At 49.6% G+C, this 21,909-nt stretch carries 21 protein-coding genes; 8 read left to right on the plus strand and 13 right to left on the minus strand.

The features are described 5' to 3' along the window. The first annotated feature begins 195 nt into the window (after positions 1 to 195). Complete coding sequence (locus tag TERTU_RS10395) at positions 196 to 2,685, plus strand: TonB-dependent receptor (protein WP_015817290.1); 2,490 nt, start codon at positions 196 to 198, stop codon at positions 2,683 to 2,685. Between the two features lie 129 nt (positions 2,686 to 2,814). Here TERTU_RS10395 and TERTU_RS10400 read toward each other — a convergent pair whose 3' ends face one another. Next, the gene (locus tag TERTU_RS10400; protein WP_015817926.1) at positions 2,815 to 3,294 is read right to left on the minus strand and encodes an Lrp/AsnC family transcriptional regulator; all 480 of its coding nucleotides are present in this window, start codon (positions 3,292 to 3,294) and stop codon (positions 2,815 to 2,817) included. A gap of 80 nt (positions 3,295 to 3,374) precedes the next feature. On the opposite strand from TERTU_RS10400, the gene TERTU_RS10405 reads away from it, so the two are divergent. Beyond that, complete coding sequence (locus tag TERTU_RS10405) at positions 3,375 to 4,955, plus strand: tetratricopeptide repeat-containing sulfotransferase family protein (RefSeq protein WP_015819256.1); 1,581 nt, start codon at positions 3,375 to 3,377, stop codon at positions 4,953 to 4,955. 69 nt (positions 4,956 to 5,024) lie between these two features. Here the strand turns inward: TERTU_RS10405 and TERTU_RS10410 are convergent, their stop codons facing one another. Continuing rightward, the gene (locus tag TERTU_RS10410; RefSeq protein WP_041590195.1) at positions 5,025 to 6,398 is read right to left on the minus strand and encodes an aminotransferase; all 1,374 of its coding nucleotides are present in this window, start codon (positions 6,396 to 6,398) and stop codon (positions 5,025 to 5,027) included. Positions 6,399 to 6,566: 168 nt separating this feature from the next. Here TERTU_RS10410 and TERTU_RS10415 point away from each other — a divergent pair, with 168 nt between their 5' ends. The 6 genes from TERTU_RS10415 to TERTU_RS10445 all read left to right on the plus strand — a co-directional run bounded on the left by TERTU_RS10415 (position 6,567) and on the right by TERTU_RS10445 (position 12,880). After that, positions 6,567 to 7,748: a hydrolase gene (locus TERTU_RS10415; protein ID WP_015819279.1), complete on the plus strand. Its 1,182-nt coding sequence runs from the start codon at positions 6,567 to 6,569 to the stop codon at positions 7,746 to 7,748. After that, positions 7,748 to 8,764: an arginine N-succinyltransferase gene (locus TERTU_RS10420; protein WP_015819887.1), complete on the plus strand. Its 1,017-nt coding sequence runs from the start codon at positions 7,748 to 7,750 to the stop codon at positions 8,762 to 8,764. The genes TERTU_RS10415 and TERTU_RS10420 overlap by 1 nt, the downstream gene beginning before the upstream one ends. Next, positions 8,764 to 10,206, plus strand: a complete 1,443-nt coding sequence (gene astD, locus TERTU_RS10425) for a succinylglutamate-semialdehyde dehydrogenase (protein WP_015820919.1) — start codon at positions 8,764 to 8,766, stop codon at positions 10,204 to 10,206. The genes TERTU_RS10420 and astD overlap by 1 nt, the downstream gene beginning before the upstream one ends. 15 nt (positions 10,207 to 10,221) lie before the next feature. Next, the gene (gene astB, locus TERTU_RS10430) at positions 10,222 to 11,562 is read left to right on the plus strand and encodes an N-succinylarginine dihydrolase (protein ID WP_015818390.1); all 1,341 of its coding nucleotides are present in this window, start codon (positions 10,222 to 10,224) and stop codon (positions 11,560 to 11,562) included. Between the two features lie 749 nt (positions 11,563 to 12,311). Continuing rightward, positions 12,312 to 12,587 (plus strand): type II toxin-antitoxin system Phd/YefM family antitoxin, encoded by a 276-nt coding sequence (locus TERTU_RS10440; RefSeq protein ID WP_015817090.1) that lies wholly within the window; start codon positions 12,312 to 12,314, stop codon positions 12,585 to 12,587. Continuing rightward, entirely contained in the window at positions 12,584 to 12,880 is a 297-nt protein-coding gene (locus TERTU_RS10445; RefSeq protein WP_015820558.1) for a type II toxin-antitoxin system RelE/ParE family toxin, read from the plus strand. Before TERTU_RS10440 ends, TERTU_RS10445 begins: the two co-directional genes overlap by 4 nt. 8 nt (positions 12,881 to 12,888) lie before the next feature. Here the strand turns inward: TERTU_RS10445 and TERTU_RS21785 are convergent, their stop codons facing one another. The 11 genes from TERTU_RS21785 to TERTU_RS10495 form a co-directional block, all read right to left on the minus strand. Further along, entirely contained in the window at positions 12,889 to 13,080 is a 192-nt protein-coding gene (locus tag TERTU_RS21785) for a hypothetical protein (RefSeq protein WP_015820121.1), read from the minus strand. Positions 13,081 to 13,449: 369 nt separating this feature from the next. Continuing rightward, positions 13,450 to 13,719 (minus strand): ABC transporter substrate-binding protein, encoded by a 270-nt coding sequence (locus TERTU_RS10450; protein ID WP_228378135.1) that lies wholly within the window; start codon positions 13,717 to 13,719, stop codon positions 13,450 to 13,452. Then, entirely contained in the window at positions 13,694 to 14,122 is a 429-nt protein-coding gene (locus TERTU_RS10455; RefSeq protein ID WP_015818972.1) for a hypothetical protein, read from the minus strand. Before TERTU_RS10455 ends, TERTU_RS10450 begins: the two co-directional genes overlap by 26 nt. A 1-nt stretch (position 14,123) precedes the next feature. Beyond that, positions 14,124 to 14,561 (minus strand): SRPBCC domain-containing protein, encoded by a 438-nt coding sequence (locus tag TERTU_RS10460; RefSeq protein WP_015818251.1) that lies wholly within the window; start codon positions 14,559 to 14,561, stop codon positions 14,124 to 14,126. A gap of 118 nt (positions 14,562 to 14,679) precedes the next feature. After that, positions 14,680 to 15,468 carry a thioesterase II family protein gene (locus tag TERTU_RS10465; RefSeq protein ID WP_015819654.1) on the minus strand — a complete coding sequence of 263 codons (789 nt, stop codon included), beginning with the start codon at positions 15,466 to 15,468 and terminating at the stop codon, positions 14,680 to 14,682. A gap of 3 nt (positions 15,469 to 15,471) precedes the next feature. Next, entirely contained in the window at positions 15,472 to 16,554 is a 1,083-nt protein-coding gene (locus TERTU_RS10470; RefSeq protein WP_015817893.1) for an alpha/beta fold hydrolase, read from the minus strand. A 23-nt stretch (positions 16,555 to 16,577) separates the two neighbouring features. After that, positions 16,578 to 17,786 (minus strand): FAD-dependent oxidoreductase, encoded by a 1,209-nt coding sequence (locus TERTU_RS10475; protein WP_015820581.1) that lies wholly within the window; start codon positions 17,784 to 17,786, stop codon positions 16,578 to 16,580. Between the two features lie 103 nt (positions 17,787 to 17,889). Further along, the gene (locus TERTU_RS10480; protein WP_015818873.1) at positions 17,890 to 18,648 is read right to left on the minus strand and encodes a 2-oxo acid dehydrogenase subunit E2; all 759 of its coding nucleotides are present in this window, start codon (positions 18,646 to 18,648) and stop codon (positions 17,890 to 17,892) included. A gap of 4 nt (positions 18,649 to 18,652) precedes the next feature. Continuing rightward, on the minus strand, positions 18,653 to 18,883 hold the full coding sequence (locus TERTU_RS10485; protein ID WP_015819568.1) for an acyl carrier protein: 231 nt from the start codon (positions 18,881 to 18,883) through the stop codon (positions 18,653 to 18,655). After that, entirely contained in the window at positions 18,870 to 20,786 is a 1,917-nt protein-coding gene (locus TERTU_RS10490) for an HAD-IIIC family phosphatase (protein WP_015818332.1), read from the minus strand. The genes TERTU_RS10485 and TERTU_RS10490 overlap by 14 nt, the downstream gene beginning before the upstream one ends. 50 nt (positions 20,787 to 20,836) lie before the next feature. Continuing rightward, entirely contained in the window at positions 20,837 to 21,853 is a 1,017-nt protein-coding gene (locus TERTU_RS10495; RefSeq protein ID WP_015818781.1) for a 3-oxoacyl-ACP synthase III family protein, read from the minus strand. Positions 21,854 to 21,909: the final 56 nt, after the last annotated feature.

Consider the following 21,909-nt stretch of genomic DNA (forward strand, 5'->3'; position numbering starts at 1 on the left):
GGAGTGCAGGCTTAGGCCACCGAATAAAATTCGGTTTTTTCAACATAAATAATATTTTCTGCGCCACTGCAACCCTGGTCGCAAAAATTCAGTTTAATTATCACGCTGGCGCGGCCTTTGCTCAGAGGCATGCAATAAAACAAAGGTTTTAATGCACAACGATTGCCAACGCCATCAACCTAACGAGGACTGTATATGGTCAATTCCTGTTTTGTTAAAAAGAGACTTGCGCTCGCAATATCCATCACAACACTGCCAGCGCTGAGTCAGTTTGCATCAGCTCAACAGGAAACCCAGCAACTTGCTAGTGGCAAGCTGGAAGAAATGGTCGTGACATCCGCACGCCGCGAACAAACCGTACAAGAGATCCCATTGAATATTTCGGCGGTGGGCGCCGAGAAAATCGAAGAATTACGCTTAAACAACATTGCCGACATTTCTCGCTACGTACCGGGTCTAACTGTTATCGACCGCGGCCCGCGCAACGAATCTGCCGATATCTTTGTACGCGGGTTAAACACCACCAGTCTCGGGCCTGGCTTCGAGGCCAGTACCGTGGCAACCTACCTCGGCAACATTCCTGTCGATGTAAACCTCAAACCCAATGATCTCGAGCGTGTAGAAGTCCTTATCGGCCCTCAGGGCACGCTTTACGGCCAGGGTACGATGGGTGGTGCGATTCGCTATATTCCCAAAGCTGCCAATTTGAGTGAGCTGAGCGGTGAAATTCGTGGGGACATCAGCAGCAATGCAGAAAGCAGTGGCATTGGACGTGATTTTGGGTTCACACTGAACATTCCTCTGCTGCAAGATACGCTCGCGTTTCGCGCTAGCGCCGACAAGCTCGAGGACCCAGGCTTTATCGACTACAACTATGTTGTGCGGGAACCGGGCGTATCAGACCCGGAGCCCGATTTCACAGACCCGGACGCGGTGGCAGCGAACCTTAAACAAGTAGAAGATGCTAACGGCGAGAGCACCCTTTCCGGCCGTGCAAATTTGCGCTGGGTACCCAGCGACATGTGGGACGTCAACCTCTGGTATTACTATCAAGACACCAAAGCCGAAGGTCGTCAGGTCGCCAATCAGCTAACGTTTGGAACAGGGCCATTCGAATCCGCAGCGCGATATGAGGAGCCCAACCATTACACCAACGACCTTCTCAGTCTCGACATTGAAGCCGATCTCGGCTTTGCTTCGGCCACCCTTACCTGGGGAAGATCCACTTACGAAGAGTTAGGCCAGCGGGACCAGACAGACCTGCTGATCGGCTTTGAGTACGGGTACGAAGCTTTCCCAAGCTTCTCCGCATACACCCGTGAAGAAGTGGAATCGGAATCGGACACCATTGAGGCGCGCCTGGTTTCGCAGAGTGATGGCCCATTTCAGTGGGTGGTTGGCTACTTCGATTACAGCACCGAATCTGACGCTATCAGTGAAGAGTTTACGCCGGGGTTTGATCAGTTCGCTATCGACAACTTTGGCGGCGTAGCACTTCGCCCAGACAGCCTGGAATACATCCAGCTCACCTATATTGATGAAACCGAAAAAGCGCTCTACGGAGAAGTGTCTTACGACATTCTTCCCAGCCTGACCGCAACCCTCGGTTACCGGAGCTACGAATACAGCGTGAATAATGAGGGTGGCTTCGGCCTCCCGCTGTATGACACAGTGTTTGACGGAGCAGACCCCTACGCCGTGAATGTTGAGACAGCGCCTAACTCGGGTGACGACTCTGGCGACCTCTACAAGCTTAACCTGGCGTACGATATTGACGACGATAACATGATCTACGCAACCTATTCCGAAGGATATCGAAAAGGTGGCGTGAACATCGTTCCGGAATGTACCGAGGATGAGCTGAGGGATGACAACGACGATCAAAAACTCTGCGCTCAGCCCGATGAAGTGTTAATTGATCCAGACACCATCGCGAACTATGAACTTGGCTATAAAGGTATTCTGCTGGACGGCGCCCTCTCCATTAACTCTGCACTCTACTATATCGATTGGCAGGACCTTCAAGTTGCAACCACCACAGAATTCGGCAGTTTGCCAATCATAGGTAATGGCAGTGCTGCAGAGAGTAAAGGGCTAGAGCTTTCCGGTGAGTACCTGTTCGCCGAACACTGGACTATGGCATTCAGCTACGCCTATACCAAAGCCAAACTTACAGATTACGCTGTCGGCCTGGTTGGGGATGACGACGCGCTTGGCGACTCTCGACTGCCAGGTCACGCCGAACACCAGGGCGCAATCAACCTCACTTATAGCACCGAAATTGCGGAAGGCGCGCTCGATATTAATTACGGCGTGGTCTATACCGGCGAAATTTACAACGTTGTTGGCGGCCCGGACGACCCATTACTCGAGCCCGTACTGGATGAGGATGAGCAAATCATCGGCTACGTCGATGGGGACTACGGCGGTGAAGCAATTGACGCCTGGGACGTTCACCACTTGTCGGCCACTTACTCTCGCAACAGTTGGAAAGTGCAGGCCTATATCGACAACCTCTGGGATAAATACTACAGCCTCGGCACACGTACTACTCGTCGTGCCGAGATGTTACAAGATGAGCAAAATGGCCCTGGTACCATCTATGGTGAGTTTACCCGCAGAAGTTACGGCAATTATGTAGGCAAACCCCGAACAATAGGGCTTAAACTTTCCTTCAATTTTTAGATTTCCTCCTCTCCTCCTGACTCTCGCTAACGATGGCGAATTTAACAGCTAATGTTGTTAGTTCTTTAATGGTGGAACACCAGGGCAGTTAAGCCCTGGTTTTTTTATAACATGCGTGTTAGCAGCCCACTATTCGCTCGTCAGCTTACCCAGATCCAGACCTTCGAAATATTTATTTTGGTTCATAACCACATGCGTATTTATGGTGATGGATCGATTGGCAGAGCTTACTAACGCATCGTTTACTTTTAAGTATTGATTCATATCCGGGCAAATGATTTTGAGGAAAAAATCAAATTCACCACTTACGGTATAACATTCCACCACTTCAGGCGTACTTTTCACCAACTGCTCAAATTCACGAAAATCCTGCTGGCTGTGATTCTTAAGACTAACGGTTGCAATACAAACGATATGTCGGCAAATTAACGGGAGGTTAATGCGTGAGTGGTAAGACATAAGCACGCCAGCCTGCTCGAGCCTGCGCACCCGTTGCAAGCATGAACTGGCCGACAAATTGACGCGCTCAGAAAGATCCTGATTGGTAATGCGGGCTTCCGCCTGAAGCACCTGAAGTATTTTTAAATCGGTTTTATCTAAACTGACCATGGGTAAAATCGGAATTGAGTTGGAATAAAGGGCTAGTGTATATCGAGTATATTCGATGGCCTTACAACATGTAACCGGTGATGAATACAAACCTAGAACAATTACATAAATCGGCTATCGCAGCACTTAACAGGGGCGATCTCCGCGCCGTTCACAATTATTGTGAAAGCATACTCGGGGCTAATCCAGCCCACGCGGATGCTTGGTTTTTATTGGCGATGGTGGCTGCGAATACTGGGAAACTGCAACAGGCGCTTGAGCTTATCGACAAGGCGTTGTCAATCACACCCCAGGTAGCGGACTATCTCGCGCAAAAAGCCAAGCTGTTGACCATGTTGCGGCATGACAAAGCCGCACGCACCTGCGCTGACAAAGCCGTGGCTTTGAACCCGCAAGGCGCTCTCTTACTGGATACCCTGGGCGTTGTGTACATCAACCTGGGGGACTATGCACGAGCGAGAGAGCTGCTGAACAAAGCTGTTGCACTAAAGCCCGAGCATCTGCAATTCCGGTTTAATCTGGCCACGGCAGAACAGTTTCTCGGCAATCTCATTGTGGCAAAAGCGCACTATCTAAAAGCAATAGAAATAAAGCCCAACTACGCTCGGGCCTATTGGGCGCTGTCAGAACTCAACAAAGAAAATCTTGATGGCAGCCGGGTAGATGCGATGGAGCGTCTCCTGGAGCAAAAGAGCTTGAGCACAGAAGATGGGCTTTACTTGTCCCATGCCCTATCTCGCGAATACGAACAGCGCGGACACTACACAAAATCCTTCAAATGCTTACAGCAAGCAAAAACACGCCGGCGCCAAGAACTTGGCTACAGTCTCGATCAAGACATCGCAATATTTCAACAACTACAGCAAGCTTTTGCCAAGCTCGATCTGCTCGCCTCAGGCGATAATAATCTAGGCGAATCCTGTATTTTTATTGTCGGCATGCCGCGCTCTGGCACCACGCTTACAGAACGCATTATTTCTGCACACAGCGCTGTAGAGTCTCTCGGTGAGCTACAAAATTTTGGCCTGGCAGTACGGCGTTCGGTCGACACAAATTCGCGACTGATGCTGAACAGCGAAATAGTCAAGCTGGCGCTCGCGGTCGACGCACATAAAATCGGTGATAGCTATTTGGCGTCCGTTCAGCAGCGTCGCAGCCAAGCCCCGTTTTTTATCGATAAAATGCCGTTAAATTTTTTGTATATTGGTTTTATCGCCCGCTGCCTGCCGAAGGCAAAAATCATTTGCGTAGAGCGCAACCCTATGGATGTTTGCCTCAGCAATTTCCGCCAGCTCTTCGCACTCAACTTTTCTTACTACAACTACCATTACGATATAGAAGACACCGCTCGCTACTTTATCGCCTTTCATCAGCTGATGTCTTTCTGGCAGACACAATTACCCGGCTGTATTCATACGGTTAATTATGAGACGTTAACGGAAGAGCCAGCGCAGCATATACAAGAACTATTGAGTTTTTGTGGGCTCGAATGGGAAAACGCATGCCTTAATTTTCACGAAAACACCGCTGCTGTGGCAACGCCCAGTGCATCCCAGGTGCGCGAAAAGCTCTACCAGCGTGCCGTCGGACGCTGGAAACATTACGAAGAACAGTTAGCTGGCGTTAAAGATTTGTTTGATCGGGCGGGCATTAAATATTAGGCGCACTTCATCAGCAATCATTCACGGCTGTTGAAGTGCGTAAGATTCGCTGGTGGCTTGGACAATACGCTATTTAAACGCGGCCAGGGCCTTGAGTATAGCAGTAATCACTATATCGATTTCTTCCCGGGTAATAGTGAAAGGCGGCGACATCGCCAGGGTGGCAACACTGGGTAACGGGCGAACAATGACACCCTCCGCACGAATGGCCGCAGCCAGCATCTGCGGCCATTTCTGCGCAGGTGCGGGTAATTCTCGAGTCTGCTTATTGGTCACCAGTTGAATGCCCGCCAGCAACCCTCGCCCGCGAATTTCGCCAACAAGCGGATGCGGCAATACCTCACTCCGGAGCTTCTCATGGAGGTATTCACCATTTTCCCGTGTTTTTGCCAGCAGGTTTTCCTGATGCATTAATGCCAGATTGGCGCGCGCCACCGCAGCACCGACGGGATGGCCGCTATAGGTGTAGCCGTGATAAAACGCACCGTGTTTTGCGGAACCTTCGAGCAGAACCTGGTATACATCATCGCTTATCATTGCAGCAGAAAGCGGGAAATAACCACTGGTAAGCCCTTTCGCCAGTGCAATCATATCCGGTTGCATACCAAACTCAGGGGACGCGAACCAGTGCCCCAGGCGCCCCATGCCGCACACCACCTCGTCTGCGATCAAAAGAATATTGTTGGTTTTAAGCAAGGGGTGTAATTTTTCGAAATACCCTTTTGGAGGAACAATAATTCCGCCTGCAGCCTGGATAGGCTCTGCAATAAACGCTGCAATATTATCCGCGCCCTCCTGCTCGATTAAGCGTGCAACTTCACTGACTAACCGGTCACAAAATTCCGTTTCGGTTTCTCCGTCTTGCGCAAAGCGGTAATAGTGAGGGCAGCCCGTGTGAAGTACGAAGTCCAACGGTAGAGGATAATCTTTATGAAAACTCGGTAGCCCGGTCAAGCTGGCGGTACTGATAGATGTACCGTGATACGCTTGATCTCGCGCGATAATTTTAACCTTTTTCGAATTGCCGCGAATTGCGTGATAGTGCCATGCAATCTTTAGCAAGGTGTCGTTCGCGTCGCTTCCACCTGAACCAAAAAATACTTTCGATAGATTCTGTGGAGCCACTCTCAGCAGCTCCTGCCCTAACAGGATTTGATCCGCATTACTGGCATTACTAAAACTGTGATAGTAGCCTAAATTTTGTGCGCTACTTGACATCGCATCAGCAAGTTCCTGTCGCCCGTATCCCACGTTAACGCACCATAAGCCGGCAACTGCGTCCAGGTATCGCACATTATTAGTATCAAAAATAAAATTACCCTGCCCTTTTTTTATAATGCTCGGCCCATTATCGCGCAGATCGGTGACCGAAGACGCCGGGTGTAAAAGACTCATTTTATCGATGGTTTCCAGATCGTGTTCTGGTGTTGTCACAGCGTTCACCCTTTTAGTTCAATGAATAACTGCAGTATATAGTTCCACTACCATCAACGATTCGGTTCGCCCGAGCAAAAACCAAATTATGTGAGTAATTTTCGCTGATTACGAAATCATATTCGGCACATTAACCCTGATAATTGACCCGCAAAAAATACACACTGGGAGTGCCACTTGCTCGAGCCTAAGCAACAACTAAAAGCGTTTCTTGCGGACAAAACCGAACCCATGTTGGAACTGATTATCGCCGCGGCCAATATCAATTCCGGCAGTGACAATGCCTCGGGTATCGCGGAAGTAACCACACTTTTCCAAAGGGAATTTTCTTCGCTTACCGCTGTTTCACGTTCGCTGCCACTGCGATCTGAATCGCCAGCAAATGATTGTGCCGAGATCTTTGAGATAAACCCTAACGCCACACGACGGGTGTTAATGCTTGGTCATCTGGATACCGTATTCCCATCTGACCACCACTTTAATACTTGCTGGCGACAGGGCAACCGACTGCGAGGACCCGGTGTCGCGGACATGAAAGGTGGCATTGTGGTTATGCTGATGGCGCTAAAAGCGCTGCTCAAATGCGAACTCCTGCCGGATTTGGGGTTAACCGTAGTACTCACTCCGGATGAAGAAATCGGCTCCCCGCGCAGCCGCGATTTGCTCCGCTCGATGGCCCAACAACATGATTGCGGACTGGTATTCGAACCCGCACTGGAAGATGGCACACTGGCAGGCGCCCGCAAAGGCAGCGGTAATTTTCAAATTTCTGTGAAGGGACGTTCCGCCCATGCCGGGCGCGAATTTTTTAACGGCATAAACGCGGTAACCGGCGCAGCCTCTCTGGCTGGTGCCCTCGCCTCTCTCAGTGATGTTCAGTCGAATACCAGCGTTAATATCGCGAAAATTACCGGCGGTTCTGCTATTAACGTTGTACCCGATACCGCGACTATGCATTTCAACGTACGTGTTGAAGACCACCAGAGAATGGCAGATATGGAGCGCGCAATCCTTGCGCTTCTCGAACAATTTAATAGCCAAGGTCCCTGTAGTTTTACGCTAGAAGGCGATTTTCACCGTCCGCCGAAGGTGATTGATGGTGCGCACCAAAAACTCTTCAGTTTATTGGAAGCCTGTGGCGATGCACTCAATCAAACCGTGAAGTTTCGCGCTACTGGCGGCTGCTGTGACGGCAACAATCTTGCCGCTGCAGGGCTGCCCAATATCGACACCTTAGGCGTGTTGGGCGGCGGCATCCACAGCGAAAACGAATTTCTGCTTATCGACAGCCTGGTCGAACGCGCCCTGCTCACCGCATTTTTTATAACACAACTACCACGTGTGATGGAGAAACCCTAATGCTGTTGGTTAGACCCGCTCGCATCGCAGATATCGATGATCTACTCGAACTCTCCCACATCGCCGGTAGCGGCATGACATCACTACCACCAGAACGGGAAATTTTACTCAAAAAAATCCAGCGTTCCCTAGCCAGCTTTACCCATAACGCGTTCCAACGGGAAGATTATTTTTTGCTGGTCTTGGAAGACACACAGAATAAAAAAGTCATCGGAACTGCCGGTATTTATGCGTGTACCGGCAGTGATCAGGCTTTTTATGCGTACCGCGTAACCCCTGCAAACCACTACTCCCACTCACTAAAACGCGATGTGCGCGCGGAGTTGCTGCATCTCACAAACGACTATACCGACTGTTCAGAAATAGGCACGCTGTTTATTAATGGCGACTACAAGGGCAACGGCAGCTGGCTTGCGCGCAGCCGGTATTTGTTGATGGCGCAATTTCGAGATCGGTTTTGCGAAAATGTTATCGCCCAAATACGCGGCTGGCTGGATGCCGACAATCGAAGTCCGTTTTGGGATGCAATAGGACAACATTTTTTTGAAATGGACTACAACGAGGCGGACCGTTTGTGCGGTACCGGTTCCAATCAGTTTATTACCGAGCTTATGCCGCGACACCCCATCTACACGCACCTGCTGCCCGAAACTGCCAGAGAGGCCATCGGCACGGCACACCCGGCTGCAGCGCGGGCCCGCGCTCTGCTCGAACAGGAAGGATTTCAATACGAAAATCTTATCGATATTTTTGATGGTGGCCCCATGTTGCGCGCACCGATTGAGGCTATTGCATCCATTCAGCGCGCGCATATCTCTGAAGTGAGCGAGGCGACTAACCTTATTCATACAGAAAACCTGCTGATAACCAACACCCAGCTCGGCGGCTACCGAGCGGTAAAAGCGATGGGACAGATCAGTGAGCACGGCGCCGTGTTACTGGAGCCCGAAACCATAAGCGCGCTAAATGTAACACCCGGTGATGCGGTGCAATACATGCGCCTGGAGGAAAAATAATGCACAGTGTGTTTATCGACGGTTTGTGGCGTGAAGGCTGCGGCGAGCCGATACGTTCAATTGAACCAGCGACCGGTAAAACGCTTTGGGAAGGACATTCCGCGAGCACCGCGGACGTTTTTCAAGCCGTAGAATCAGCGCAGGTTGCGTTTAAACCTTGGCGAAATATGCCACTAACTGAGCGAACGTCCGTTGTAAAACACTTTGCTGAATGTCTTCTCAGCAGACAGCAGGAGCTGGCAGAAATTATTAGCCGGGAAACCGGTAAGCCACACTGGGAATCACTGCAGGAAGTGACTGCGATGATAAACAAGGTGGACATCAGTATTAGCGCACAACAACAACGCGCCGGCACCACGCGGGACGCACAGCTCGCACTCACCCACCGCCCCCACGGCGTAATGGCCGTATTTGGGCCTTACAATTTCCCAGGCCATTTACCCAACGGGCACATAGTCCCCGCTCTGCTGGCAGGTAACACTGTGGTGTTCAAACCGAGCGAAAAAACCCCCTATACCGCACAAAGAACCCTGGAAATTTGGGCCCAGGCCGGTTTGCCGGCGGGGGTTATCAACCTTATTCAAGGCGGTGCTTCAGTGGGTAAAACCCTGATAGACAGCGATATTAACGGTGTTCTGTTTACAGGGTCGCACGCGACTGGGGTAAAAATTCATCGCGCGCTCGCGGGCCACCCGGAAATTTTGCTGGCACTGGAGCTGGGCGGCAACAATCCGCTGATTGTTGACGAGGTGGATAATATTGATGTCGCAGCCTGGCATGTCATCCGCAGCGCGTTTATCAGCACCGGGCAACGATGCACTTGTGCGCGCCGCTTAGTTCTCATTGGTAACACCGGTGAGCGAGTGCTTGAGCGCGTAATCCAGTGGGTGCCCAAGCTGGCCATCGGCCACTGGCAGGACAATCCATTTTTCGGCCCGCTGATCGATACCATGGCGGTGCAACAGGTACTGAAAATTCAGGATAAATTGATTGCCGCAGGCGGCGAAGCGATTTTATTTGCGCAACCTGGTGAGCATGCATTTATTTCGCCGGGTATTGTTCGCATTAACGGCAATAAAACCGTGTTTGATGACGAAGTATTTGGCCCATTGCTGCAGGTGTATCGGGCTGAGAACTTCACACAAGCCGTTGCTCTCGCTAACGATACCCGCTTTGGCTTGGCGGCCGGCCTGCTCAGTGATAACAAAGCGCACCAGCACATTTTTCTTAACGAGAGTAACGCTGGCGTAATCAGCATCAACCAGCCGACGGCCGGCGCTTCGTCAAAGCTGCCATTTGGTGGCACAGGACACAGTGGTAACCATCGTCCAAGTGCACTTTACGCTGCCGACTATTCCGCCTGGCCACAATCGCAAATGCTCGGCGGCGACACTGCAGCACAAGAACCCAATCCACCGCAAGGCTTTAGCGCAAATATTTAAAGGTTACATATCTTCATGCATAGCGATCACGATACTTGCGAAGTTAACTTCGATGGCTTGATTGGGCCCACGCACAACTACAGCGGCTTATCAAAAGGTAACCTGGCATCACAAAACAATGCGCTACAGGTGGCGAACCCGCGGGATGCCGCCTTGCAAGGGCTGGATAAAATGACAGCCCTGCTGGATCGCGGTTTTGTACAGGGTTTTTTTCCTCCACAGCAGCGGCCGCGTTTAGACCTGTTACGCAAACTGGGCTTTAGCGGCAGCGACAAAAAAATACTCAACGGAGTGGCACGGACGCAACCGTCTTTGTTGTCGCTGGTGTATTCAGCGTCGAGTATGTGGGCCGCGAATGCGGCAACGGTAACCGCCAGCAAAGATACGAAAGACGGCCGCGTACATTTTACGCCCGCCAACCTGCTCACAACGCCGCACCGTGCGATAGAACACGAAGAAACAACCCACTGCCTGCGCACCCTGTTTGCAGACGAAGCCCATTTCTGTGTGCATCCGACGTTGCCGTCTATCGCAGTTTTCGGTGATGAAGGTGCAGCCAACCACAATCGCCTTTGCCAAACGCACGGTGGCGAAGGGTTGTATGTTTATGTTTATGGTCGCGAATCGGGGGCACCCGCAAATCTACAATTTCCCGCTCGACAAACGCGACTGGCAAGTGAGGCTGTAGCTCGTCAACACGGTCTGGCCAAGAACGCAGTATTTTTGCCGCAATCCGCAACTGCAATCAATGCGGGGGCCTTTCATAATGATGTGGTCGCAGTGGCGAACGAATCAGTGCTCTTCTACCACCAGGATGCATTTGCGTGTGGTCTGGAACAGCTCCATGAAGCCGCAGCCCGGCAAGACATAACACTGTGCGACATTCAGGTTGCCAACGCCGATGTAAGCCTAAACGACGCCGTACAATCCTACTTGTTTAACTGCCAGCTACTCACCAGGCCAAATAGCACAGAGATGCTGTTAATTGCCCCTCAAGAGTGCGAACTAAACCCACGTGTTAATAGCTACCTGAAGACGCTTGTGCAGGACACCAGCAACCCCATTGCAGATGTAAGCTTTTTTAATTTAAAACAGAGTATGCGCAATGGCGGCGGCCCCGCATGCCTGCGACTACGCGTGGTGATGAACTCCGCCGAACGAGCAGCTTGCCACCCGGCCTTTTTATTGGATCCGGCCAAAATCGAACAGCTACGACAATGGGTAACCACCTACTACCGCGACCGTCTATGCCCAGACGACCTCGCAGACCCACAACTGCTGGACGAATCCTACACCGCATTGGAAGCACTTACCGCTATGCTGGGGTTGGGGAGTTACTATCACTTCCAGCGTTAACCGGCTGTTTTGGTTGTTGCATCTGTTGTTAACAAAGCCATAACCTGGGAAGTAACCGCAGTTAAAATTCAGTTCACGGATTGAACTCCTGGTTCGGACTAAATCGCATCAACGCCTGAACACAATGCATAAAGGCCGAGTAAGCTCAGAGACCACCTCTATCCTTCATAAGATTTAGCAAACGGGTACGGTCTGCATTAATGGTTGAGATCACCACCAGGTAAATTACGCCAGCCAGAATCCAGAGCATAATTGCAGAGTTTGCCATTTGCGTGTAACTGCCCGTAAGTGTATACAACGCGCCGCCTACAGCCGGGTCGATGCCCTTTCCGAGGGTTGGGCTGGGCTCATGCGCAAACTTTGGCGGCTTCATTACCAAAAAAAGAGACGCGTCCAAAGGAGCAGTCTGGATGAGTCCGGCTGGATTACCACGAAATAGAATTTTAGGGCCGTGCTGGGGATTGCTATCAAAGTTTAGGATGGCAGGTCTAGGATTTACCTTAAATAAGCTGGCTATAATTTTGATTTAAATGAGTTTTTTATTTTTGGCTTTTATAGGATGCCAGCATCGATACCAGCATTTAGTTCCTTTCAGTCAACATCGCATGACTATCCTCCTCACCCAGCACTTCTCAATATTCACAAAGTTCGCAACTTCCGGTGGCGCTAGCAAACTTCCTCTTGAAAAAAAAACTGAACCAGTGTAAACAGATAATAATATGTTTATTCTCTGTTTTGGAGGCATCGCAGTGTTTAATAGCTCAGATATACACACCGTCACCGATTTTAGCCGGAAACCCGCAGAACACATCAAGCGACTCATGGAGAGTAAGCGCCCCGAAATCCTCACCGTTAATGGCAAAGCTGCTGTTGTGGTACAGGATGCGGAGACCTATGAGCGTATGGCTGCCCTAGCTGAATACGCGGAAAGCATCCAGAACATCAGGCAAGCATTGACTGAAGAAGGGAGACCGCTCGATCAATTCACCAAAGAATTTGAGGCAAAAAACGGGATTAACCGTTGAAAAAATACCGCATAGACATCAAGCCAACGGCTGAAAAAGACCTTGCCAGACGCTACGCGCAGATCGAGCAGGAGTCGCCACAAAATGCTGTTAGCTGGTATTTGAGAATCATTGAGGCAATCGAAAAGCTGGATGAATTGGCTGAGCGCTGCCCAACAGCTCCTGAAGATCTCGATATTCAGAAAGGTATTCGCCACTTAGTCATTGGGGATTATCGTGTTTTATACGTGATTGAGGGTGAAACAGTAAGCGTATTGCATGTTAGACATGGTCGGCATGATAGAAAGATCTAATTTCAGATCTAACTGAATGAGCATTCAACGTCGGATTTAGCCTCAGGGCGTTTGGGGATGCGGGTGAAATGAGTGCGGTTTTCTTTAAGCTGACTGGAGAGCAGCGGTGACTGGCAACCAGGGTAGATGTAATTCACTCGTTCCCGCGAGGGAATATAAAGTTCCAGCAGATTGCTGACGGTTTCTGGGTTTGTGAACACAGGGGACTCGTTCAGCACCGTTAGGGTTACGACCTAGGCTTGCTGCGGGGAGTTTGTTGTGTAGAGGCTTCTGCGCATTGTTTTTACTTCCTTTGTAGTGTTGTTGGGTTGGGTATGCATTCCCACGCTAGAACGTGGGAACGAGGAGAGCTAGACGCCCCGCGCATACGGTATAGACTCTAGTTTGATCTGCGTAGGGCCAATCCATTCTATTTCTTAATTAAAGACATGCTAGAGGAATATCCAGCCGGACTGGCGTTGTTTGAAAGAAATCTGAAAGAGTTCTTGATACCTATCGCTATCGCCAAATAATCATTTGCTTGCCATCAAGTTTAGCTCTCAATGCCACGCACAGCACTCTAAGCCCACTCATTCAAACGCTGCAACAAGGTATTGAGCAAAAAACGAAAAAACTTGGTTTGGATTGTCGCTGGCAACGCGCTCTGGAATACCGAGGATGCGCATCACTTCCTGAATAAAAAAATTTACAAATTTATTGGCTGTATCTCGTAGCTTTATCCCTTGAGCCAAGGCCGAAGCCAGCATATCAACAAAGGTGCGTACGCCCATGACAGTGAAAAAATTTCGTAAATTCGAACCGCCAACCGACAAATTAATCAGCCGTTGAAGTGCCCGCATACATGCGGCTAAGGCGGAGACAATAGAGTGTTGTGTAGCCAATGCCCATCAAAATTGGCAGGACCATGGTTTTAATAATTTCTGGCGTACCGATTATGAGGTGAACCAGTGTTGTAAGAGCCGTTACAACAAGCATGGTTACTACTACAGCAAATGGTATTCGGACCAGTTTGTTGGAAGGTAGAAAGAAGAGGAACTCCAGCATGAATGCCATGCTCATACTCATTACAAATGAAACGCCGCCCTGCCCCATTCCTGCAAGGATTGCCGCGTGCGTTCCGTGTTGCCAGTTTACAAATGTGGCCCAGCACAAAAACAGTGTGCCGATCACCGTCGCCGAAAGTAGTGCGCGTGCAGCAGTTTTTTTGCCGGAGCGCTGCTGCTGAATCGTAGAAGTTGACATATTATTTACTTTCGCAACGGGACTTAAGTGCCTGATTCATTTGTACAAACCCCTGATGAGTATCAGTGCTTAATTTTGACCAGAACATAGGCAGCAACACACCCGAAAATGTTTCTCTTTGCACAAAACGCGTTTTATTTTCGCTAAGAGGCACCAATTCAAAACTGTGCGCGCCGTCGAAAATACCCGGAAATAACACATGACCCAGCCAGGCTAATTTTCGATTTTCTTCATACTCGCGCACCACCGGTTTAAAACGCATTCCCTTGTTATTCGGCGGGCACACCAATATTGACAATTTGTTGCCTTTGCCAGGTGTTCCTTCAATAGATTTTACGAAGGGATTCCAGGAAGGATACGCAGAAAAATTGATTAACTCCTGCCAAACGCTTTCTGCCGATGCCTCTATATCGATCTCACTAGCGACTTCTTTCGCCATGCTTGTACTTCCCCATTGTTGTTAAGGAATCTGTGATTAACCCAGTGATTCCTTAAGTTACTTTATTCGCATTGCGAAAATAATACGGTAAATGTTTATCCGGGCTCTGAGAACGCTATTACGCGTGTTCAACGCTGTTTTCCAACGCGCCCGCCAGGTTTACACCCACCAATTCAAGTAATTCCTTCTGATGGCTCTTCAAAAAGAAATGACCGGCCTCTAACTCCTGATGAACAAAAGGACCGGTTGTTTGATCACCCCAGCCCACCAGTTCTTGTGACGTGACATTTTTGTCGTCCCTTCCCGTAAACAAAGTAATAGGGCACGCAAGTGGCGTGCGTTCTCGATAGCGGTAGGTTTCACACACAAGTAAATCTGAGCGTAGAATAGGCAGAAACAGATCCAGCAATTCCCGGTTTTTAAGTATGGCTTCGGGCATACCCTCGAAGCCCGACAGAACATCCAATACAACGTCCTCAGAGGTGGATTTCACCGACGGATACCCATAGGGTTGAGTAGGACTACGATGGGCGCCAACAAACAGGTGACTTGGCGGTTTGTCATAGTCGTTTAACAAACGGTGAGACAGCTCAAATGCCAACCCTGCGCCCATACTGTGACCGTAAATCATATAGGGTATGTCGAGATGTTCGCCCATTACCGGTGCGAGTATTTCAATGACCTGATCAAACTCACTGATGCACGGCTCGTCTACCCGCTCCTCGCGCCCAGGCAGTTGTACCGGGCACACTTCCACCAGATCCGGGACGACGTGTCTCCAAGGGTAATATACGGAGGCACCACCACCAGCGTAGGAAAGACAAAACAGACGTAACTCAGCGTCTGGGTTCGACCCCACACGGGGCAACCAGCGCTGGCTGTTACTGGGCTTAACTTCAGCACTCATCCGTCACACTCCTACCGCGCGTTTCATGCCACCCAGCGCGAGCAAGACATTCAGCATTGTTTGCGCGACTTTGTTTGTACCCGCCTCTTTGAGCACGGTAAACGGGACATATTTTTGCAAATCACTCATGTGATTCGGGGAACCATGTACATCCTGATACTCGCGCAAGCTCAGTGAGGCAAGATTGTTAACAAGCATTGCCTTTTCGCCCGGTGGAATAATTTCGTCTTTCACACTGCGCACGTAATAAACCGGAATTTTTAATGCCGCGAGTTCTTCGCCCTCTATCGCGAAACGCGAGATATACGCAAATACTTCACTTTCATCCACCTTGCAAAGGTGTGCCAGGGTACGCTTTGTGGTGAGCGGAACCTGTTGCCACCATTGTGCATCGGTAAAAAACTGATGCACCGGTGCGCCTACGGTGGTGATGGCACGAATGCGGCTATCGTCCATGGCTTGTCGCAATGCCAGATTACCGCTGAAACTCATGGCAACAATATGCGTATGTGAAACGTCGGCTTCGTCCTGCACGGCATCGATCAGCTCGGAAATAAAATCGTAGGCGCTGCGGTCGTAGACCAGTTTGTTTTCACCAACGCCAGGCATCTCCGCAACCAAAACCGATACGCCTAGTTTTTTTGCCGCCCATAAAAACGCCTGCCATTGTTCTTTGATAGATACAATGCCGCCCATAACTAAGAGAAGCGGCTTATTTTTTCCGGCTGAGCTGAAGTAAAACGGTATGTCGACGCTGTCGATACGTATGCTTAAACGCTTTAGCTCTAGGCCCTTCTTTGTTGCCCAGGACATAAACGTGGTTACACACTTTTCGTGTGAGGCGTACATATCTTCGTTAACCGGGTATGGGAAACGGGCTAAATTATAATACTGGAACGCGCTTTCGAATTTTCCCGCCGCAACGTCACTATCGCCTTCGCACTGCCACTCGCTCCCCCAACCGCCTGCACCCAGCTGATCAACGCTGTTAATCCTTGCCAGAATTTTGCGGCAGCGCCCCATATCCATATTTTGCGCTCGAGCGTGTAGCGCCACCAGTTCCTGCAGTTCTTGTAAATAATTCACAAATACGCCTCACTTAAAACACGCTAGATCGCTTCAATACCGCCATAGTAGATTTTTTTCATTATCCGCTGTTTGGCAAATGAGAGAGAATTGAGGATTCGGTAAAAAGTGCGGCGCCCAAGCGCTTTCGCACGACCACTCAGCAAAAACATGCGCTCCTGGCGTTTTTGGAAACGCAGCGTTTCGGTAACCGATTTTTTGCGTTCGGTCTGATACTCCAGGAAGTGATGGTGATCGATTACCGTGTCGGGGTTATTCTTCAGACACTCAATAACCACACCACTGAGTTTGCGCGCATCAAAAAGGGCGTGTTTTATGCCCTGCCCCATAATCGGTGTAATGGTATGGGCGGAGTCACCCATCAGCACAAAACCGTCAAGTGACCACTGGGGAACTTCAGCGGTGAAAATATCCAGCAGTGCCAATTCGCTCCAGTCTTTAACTGATTCGCGCACCACACTGCCCAGCGCGGGTTCGAGTTCTTCAACAAAATTATAGAGATTCTCAATTCCCTGGTTGCGGAATTCCTTGTACTTGCCTTTTGGAATATTAATGCCTGCACGAATCTTGTCCGGATAGGTAGGCAGCAGAATCATGTGACGATCCCCTTTGAGCTTCACCTTTATTTCCGGGTCCCAGTTCGCCGGACGGGGAATCATAAACCAGGATACATCGCGGGATACCGGCTCGATGTTTGCGCTAAGCCCCGACATTTTACGTAATCGGGAATAGCGCCCGTCTGCGGCAACAACTAGCTTTGTGCGAATGGTATAGCTCTGTTCGGTGTTACCCACTTCGACACCAACAATTTTGCCATCTTCTTTTATTAACTCTTTGGCGGAAACTCCCATTCGAATGTCATAGTTGGGGAATTTCTTTGCCTCGTTAATGAGTGCGCTCAATAACACCGGCTGGGGAAACTCAATAATTGCGTGATTATCCTTGTCCACCTCGCCAAGATCCATGCGCATCAGGCGTTCGTTGTTCTCATAGAGCCCCAGGTAGCGAGATTCCAAATAGCCGTGCTCTTCCATGTAATCCTTAAGCCCGATCTCTTCCAATAATTTACGCGCATCGGGCGACAGGGACTCGCCGCGAAATTCCCGCTCAAAATCTTTGGACTTTTCCAACACAACAACATCAATACCCGCACGGGCGAGCAGCAACCCCAATAGCGCTCCGCCAGGGCCTGCACCGGCGATACAAACAGATTTCTCCATTACTTCATTCATTCTCGTCTTCCTCAAAAGCACATTTATATTCGAGGCCGGTCGCTTATCGCGCGGTTGCTAAAGCCTTCCGACGTATTGTTAATCGCCCACCAACTGCGACAGACTACTCTCCGTAGTGCTCGATACCCGCGCTAACATCACTAAGAATAGCCGCAGCCATCGCACCATCTATTACACGATGATCGAACACCATATTTAAACGCAGCATCGGACGAATAACGACTTCCCCGTTTACAACCACTGCGGAATCATTGATTGCACCCACGCCGAACGCCAGCGTGGTAGAACTAATGGGAAAGAACCCATTAACGCGACTGTGCCCCAGCGAGGTTACAGTAAACGAGCCCTGTATTTGCTGGCGCTTGGCCAGTTTATTTAACACAAATCCATATAAACGGCGCCCTAACCAAAAGGGAAAACCGTTGAGCTTGCGTACAGTTGCGAACGCTTCAGATTCTTCATAATCTGCGCTTTTGTAGTGATCAATATCCTGTTGAATCTCGGCGATAGATTTTTTGTCGCTATCATTGACCAAAGCCGAAAGTACCATAGCCTGGTTACCGTAACTTTTGTCCAACGTAAATTTGGCCACCACTCGATCGTACTGCATGATTGTGGGAATAAAGGAAGGTTTTACCGAGGCATTTGCCTGTGGATATTTAACCAACACCGCAGAAATCACTTTAATTATGTAGCTGATATAACTGGTATTTAGTCCATCCCTTTTGGCGTGTTCCCGCTGCTCGCGAATTGCAGACATATCAACGTCGGTATCAAGTAATACCGGGGCATTTTCACGCGCTTTTTCTAAAAAATAATAGGTATGTCGTCGATGACGAGGGAAAGCAGCAACACGACTCATATAATTACGCCGCTCTTGCGATCAGTGTTTGAACATCCGCCAGAGTTTCGGCTTTAAGGTATTCCTTGATTGGTAGCTTGATAGCAAATTCCGTCTCTATGTGCGCAATCAGGCGCATGGCATTGACAGAATCCCAACCCGGTAGATCCTTAAAATGAGAATCAGCCGTCAACTCCTCCATATCGATATCCAACAAAGACTCAATCAGAGCCGCCAACTGGTCATGCATAGACATTTTCTGTCTCCGTAGTGTGTGATTTTATGGCGATCCAACTTACCGCTTCCGGCAGGTCCCGCAATGGATGGACATAGGTGGTCGTATCATTAGTATTTTTGTCGACGGCCTCAAACCCATGTGTCTCAAAAAAATGTTCGAACTTGCCGTTTTTTGCTGAGGGAATGTATTCCCCGTAGACTTTGCTGGCGCCCTCTTCCCTTGCCAGCAGCAAAACTTCACGCAGGGCACTTGTTTCTATACCGCGGGAAAATACGCGACAACTCAACAGCACATTTTTCACGATAAAGGCCAGGCTGCCGTCTGCCTGTTGACTGCGTTGAATAAACATCGCGCCAACAATACCGTTGTCGCCGAAGCGATCTGCCGCGCGAATCCCTAACACCAGCCAATTGTGATCGGCCATCATGACTTGCACCTCGGATTCGGAGAGCCGCCAAGTGGTCAGATTAAATTGATTGGTGCGCTGAGTAAGCTGAGCAATACGGGGCAGCGCGATCTCATCCGGCACAAACAACTCAACGGAAATTTCCAGCTCCCGCAAGTAATCCTCGTAGGAATCATAGGCCGCGCGAAAATCCTCGCGCGCGACTTGTGATTTGTATTGGCTGGCCCGCTGAAAATCCTCGCTGGTGAGTTCCAGGGTGTTGAACCAGCCTCCGGCCAGCAGGGCTTCGACAAATTCTGACGCTTCGCCAGCCAGATTGATCACGTGTACTTCGGGCAGCATACCCTTCACCAGATTGCACTCGAATTCACTGTCATCGACAAATACCAGGTGATCGGTACCGATGTTGATTTGTGCAGCGATGGTTTTGAGGTTTTCGTGCTTTGGGTCCCAGTTAACACTTTGCGTAACAAAATCGTCCTGCCGTAAAACAGAATCTGGATGGCTGTCAAAGACTTTGTCAGTATTGACCTTGTCGTTTTTACTGTTAATTGCCAGAATTACGCCCTGTTTCGCCAGGCGCTTAATCGTCCGGTGAAAAGCAACAAACGCTTCACCTTCGGGCGAGTCGCCCAATACAATACCTTCCAGGCCATCATCGCCAATCACCCCGCCCCACAGCGTGTTATCGCAGTCGAGCACGAGGCATTTTTTGGTCTTTCCAACAATAGATTGAACCACCTTGCGAATTTCAGCGGCGATTTCTGCCAGCAAGGTCTCATCCATATACATTTTTGCGTAAGATGCCATACGTACATCGCGCAATTTTACGCTGCTGTTTTGTTGAAAAAGCTCGGTATCGAGAACGACAATATTTTTATGTGCCGCAGCCAGATCCAGTAATTGGTTGTTAAATTCACGCCAGGCGCGGCTGAGCCGCGCTTTGGAGCGATAGTCGATAATGCCCTGGTAAGTCAGCGCGGCTAAAGGAATCGTGTTTAATACCAATACGCTAGAACTGCGGGACGCATAGCGCGAAAACAACTCGCACAGAGATGTGCTAACCTCGGTGAGCTTTGCCTCCATTTCGTCGATAAACCATTCGTCACTCAGCCGGTCAGTTACAACATGCTCATCCAACAGGCATACAGTGAGCGCTGGATTAAACTGCTGCAACTCACTGTTTTCGTTCATCAGCTCAAATATATATTGATCGAAATCACCCAGATAAAACTCCGGGCAGATACACTCTCGCGTAAGATTAAAACGCAGATAATTTTCAATTTCGCCGCACATAAAATTGCTGACGATGCCAATACGCACAGGCTTTACAAAATTTCGTCCATTGGCATTCCACTGATCCAGGCTAACCGATTGCAAGGAAAACCCCGCTTTGGCCATGCTTGCCACTTCATCGATTTCGCGCAGGTGTTTAACAATCGCCTCGGCATTTGCGGGGTCAGTCAGATTTTTTTTAAGGCTGCGTATTTCACGCAAGCGTTGCAGGTTTTCCATCAACTATTTCTCATTGGCAAAAGATACTCAAGCGAGTTAATAACCCAGGATCAAGCCTGGAGGGCAATACCGCCCTTGATCCACTTGGAAGACTCAATGGCCACGCCAATCGCCTTTTCGCCGTCGGTGATTCTATCCATCAGCATTTCCAGTTGTAGGAAAGGTAAGGCGTTGCCGTTATTCCCTGTATCCGCCACACAATTCACTGCTTTCGCTGGATCCACTTCCATCAGCTGAATAATTTTGTCAGTCATATGCCCTGCTAACTGCGGCGTCATAAAATGGTTTACATGTTCCATATTCCAACCGGCGTTGGTGATAATTTCCATCATGACTTCTTTGGCCATTACCGGCACTTGTTCTTCAATCGCTTTATAGTCTTCTTTCAATGGCTGTACATTTTCGACATCACGCAGACGCGATCCCAGCCAGTTAAGCTCCTGGCCCGGCTGACGATAGAGCCCTTCGCAGCGATTCAATGTCGCCACAATATTGGCGCCGCTCACTTGCTCGTCACTGCTCAGTACGGCAGCCCCAGCCCCATCGCCAAACAGTGCGTAGTTGATCAACTCAGATGAACTCAGCTGACTGAAATCCCGCTCTATATCGATATACTTCGCGCACACATCACCACCAATTACCAACCCGGTGTTGTACTCACCCAGACGCAAAAATTTGGTCGCCATATCAATGGCTTGCATGGCGCCAGCGCAACCCGATTGCACCTGATAGGTAGCGACGTTATTAATACCCAGTTTTTCAGCGACCATGTTAACGGTGGCCGGCATGAGGCTGTCCGGCGTTGCGGTACCCATAACGATAAAATCGATATCGTCCACATCCACCCCGGCCTTATTAATGGCATTGAAGGCTGCCATATTGCAGATATCCGCCAGGGTGTAATTGATCTCCCCTGTATCCAGATCCATAACCAAGTGTCGGCTGCGATTGCCAATGGCCAATTCGATCCATTCGGCATTTACCGAAAAGCGCTCCTGAATTTTGTCGTTGCCGATAGGCTGTCCAGGTAAAAAAGTTCCTACGCTCACCAATTTCACGTTTTTCATATAACAATCCGCTAAAAATAATCCTTTTCTAAAAATGGCCTTTCAACAAAGGCCCT

Source organism: Teredinibacter turnerae T7901 (assembly GCF_000023025.1).
Taxonomy (GTDB): domain Bacteria; phylum Pseudomonadota; class Gammaproteobacteria; order Pseudomonadales; family Cellvibrionaceae; genus Teredinibacter; species Teredinibacter turnerae_B.

Bases quoted from the DNA above. Each gene is read 5' to 3' on its own strand.
- TERTU_RS10485 (WP_015819568.1), bottom strand. From the start codon at position 18,883: ATGTCTATGCATGACCAGTTGGCGGCTCTGATTGAGTCTTTGTTGGAT.
- TERTU_RS10465 (WP_015819654.1), bottom strand. From the start codon at position 15,468: ATGAGTGCTGAAGTTAAGCCCAGTAACAGCCAGCGCTGGTTGCCCCGT.
- TERTU_RS10475 (WP_015820581.1), bottom strand. From the start codon at position 17,786: ATGAATGAAGTAATGGAGAAATCTGTTTGTATCGCCGGTGCAGGCCCT.
- astD (WP_015820919.1), top strand. From the start codon at position 8,764: ATGCACAGTGTGTTTATCGACGGTTTGTGGCGTGAAGGCTGCGGCGAG.
- TERTU_RS10490 (WP_015818332.1), bottom strand. From the start codon at position 20,786: ATGGAAAACCTGCAACGCTTGCGTGAAATACGCAGCCTTAAAAAAAAT.
- TERTU_RS10405 (WP_015819256.1), top strand. From the start codon at position 3,375: ATGAATACAAACCTAGAACAATTACATAAATCGGCTATCGCAGCACTT.
- TERTU_RS10455 (WP_015818972.1), bottom strand. From the start codon at position 14,122: ATGTCAACTTCTACGATTCAGCAGCAGCGCTCCGGCAAAAAAACTGCT.
- TERTU_RS10450 (WP_228378135.1), bottom strand. From the start codon at position 13,719: ATGCGGGCACTTCAACGGCTGATTAATTTGTCGGTTGGCGGTTCGAAT.
- TERTU_RS10420 (WP_015819887.1), top strand. From the start codon at position 7,748: ATGCTGTTGGTTAGACCCGCTCGCATCGCAGATATCGATGATCTACTC.
- TERTU_RS10480 (WP_015818873.1), bottom strand. From the start codon at position 18,648: ATGAGTCGTGTTGCTGCTTTCCCTCGTCATCGACGACATACCTATTAT.
- TERTU_RS10460 (WP_015818251.1), bottom strand. From the start codon at position 14,561: ATGGCGAAAGAAGTCGCTAGTGAGATCGATATAGAGGCATCGGCAGAA.
- TERTU_RS10495 (WP_015818781.1), bottom strand. From the start codon at position 21,853: ATGAAAAACGTGAAATTGGTGAGCGTAGGAACTTTTTTACCTGGACAG.
- TERTU_RS10395 (WP_015817290.1), top strand. From the start codon at position 196: ATGGTCAATTCCTGTTTTGTTAAAAAGAGACTTGCGCTCGCAATATCC.
- TERTU_RS10400 (WP_015817926.1), bottom strand. From the start codon at position 3,294: ATGGTCAGTTTAGATAAAACCGATTTAAAAATACTTCAGGTGCTTCAG.
- astB (WP_015818390.1), top strand. From the start codon at position 10,222: ATGCATAGCGATCACGATACTTGCGAAGTTAACTTCGATGGCTTGATT.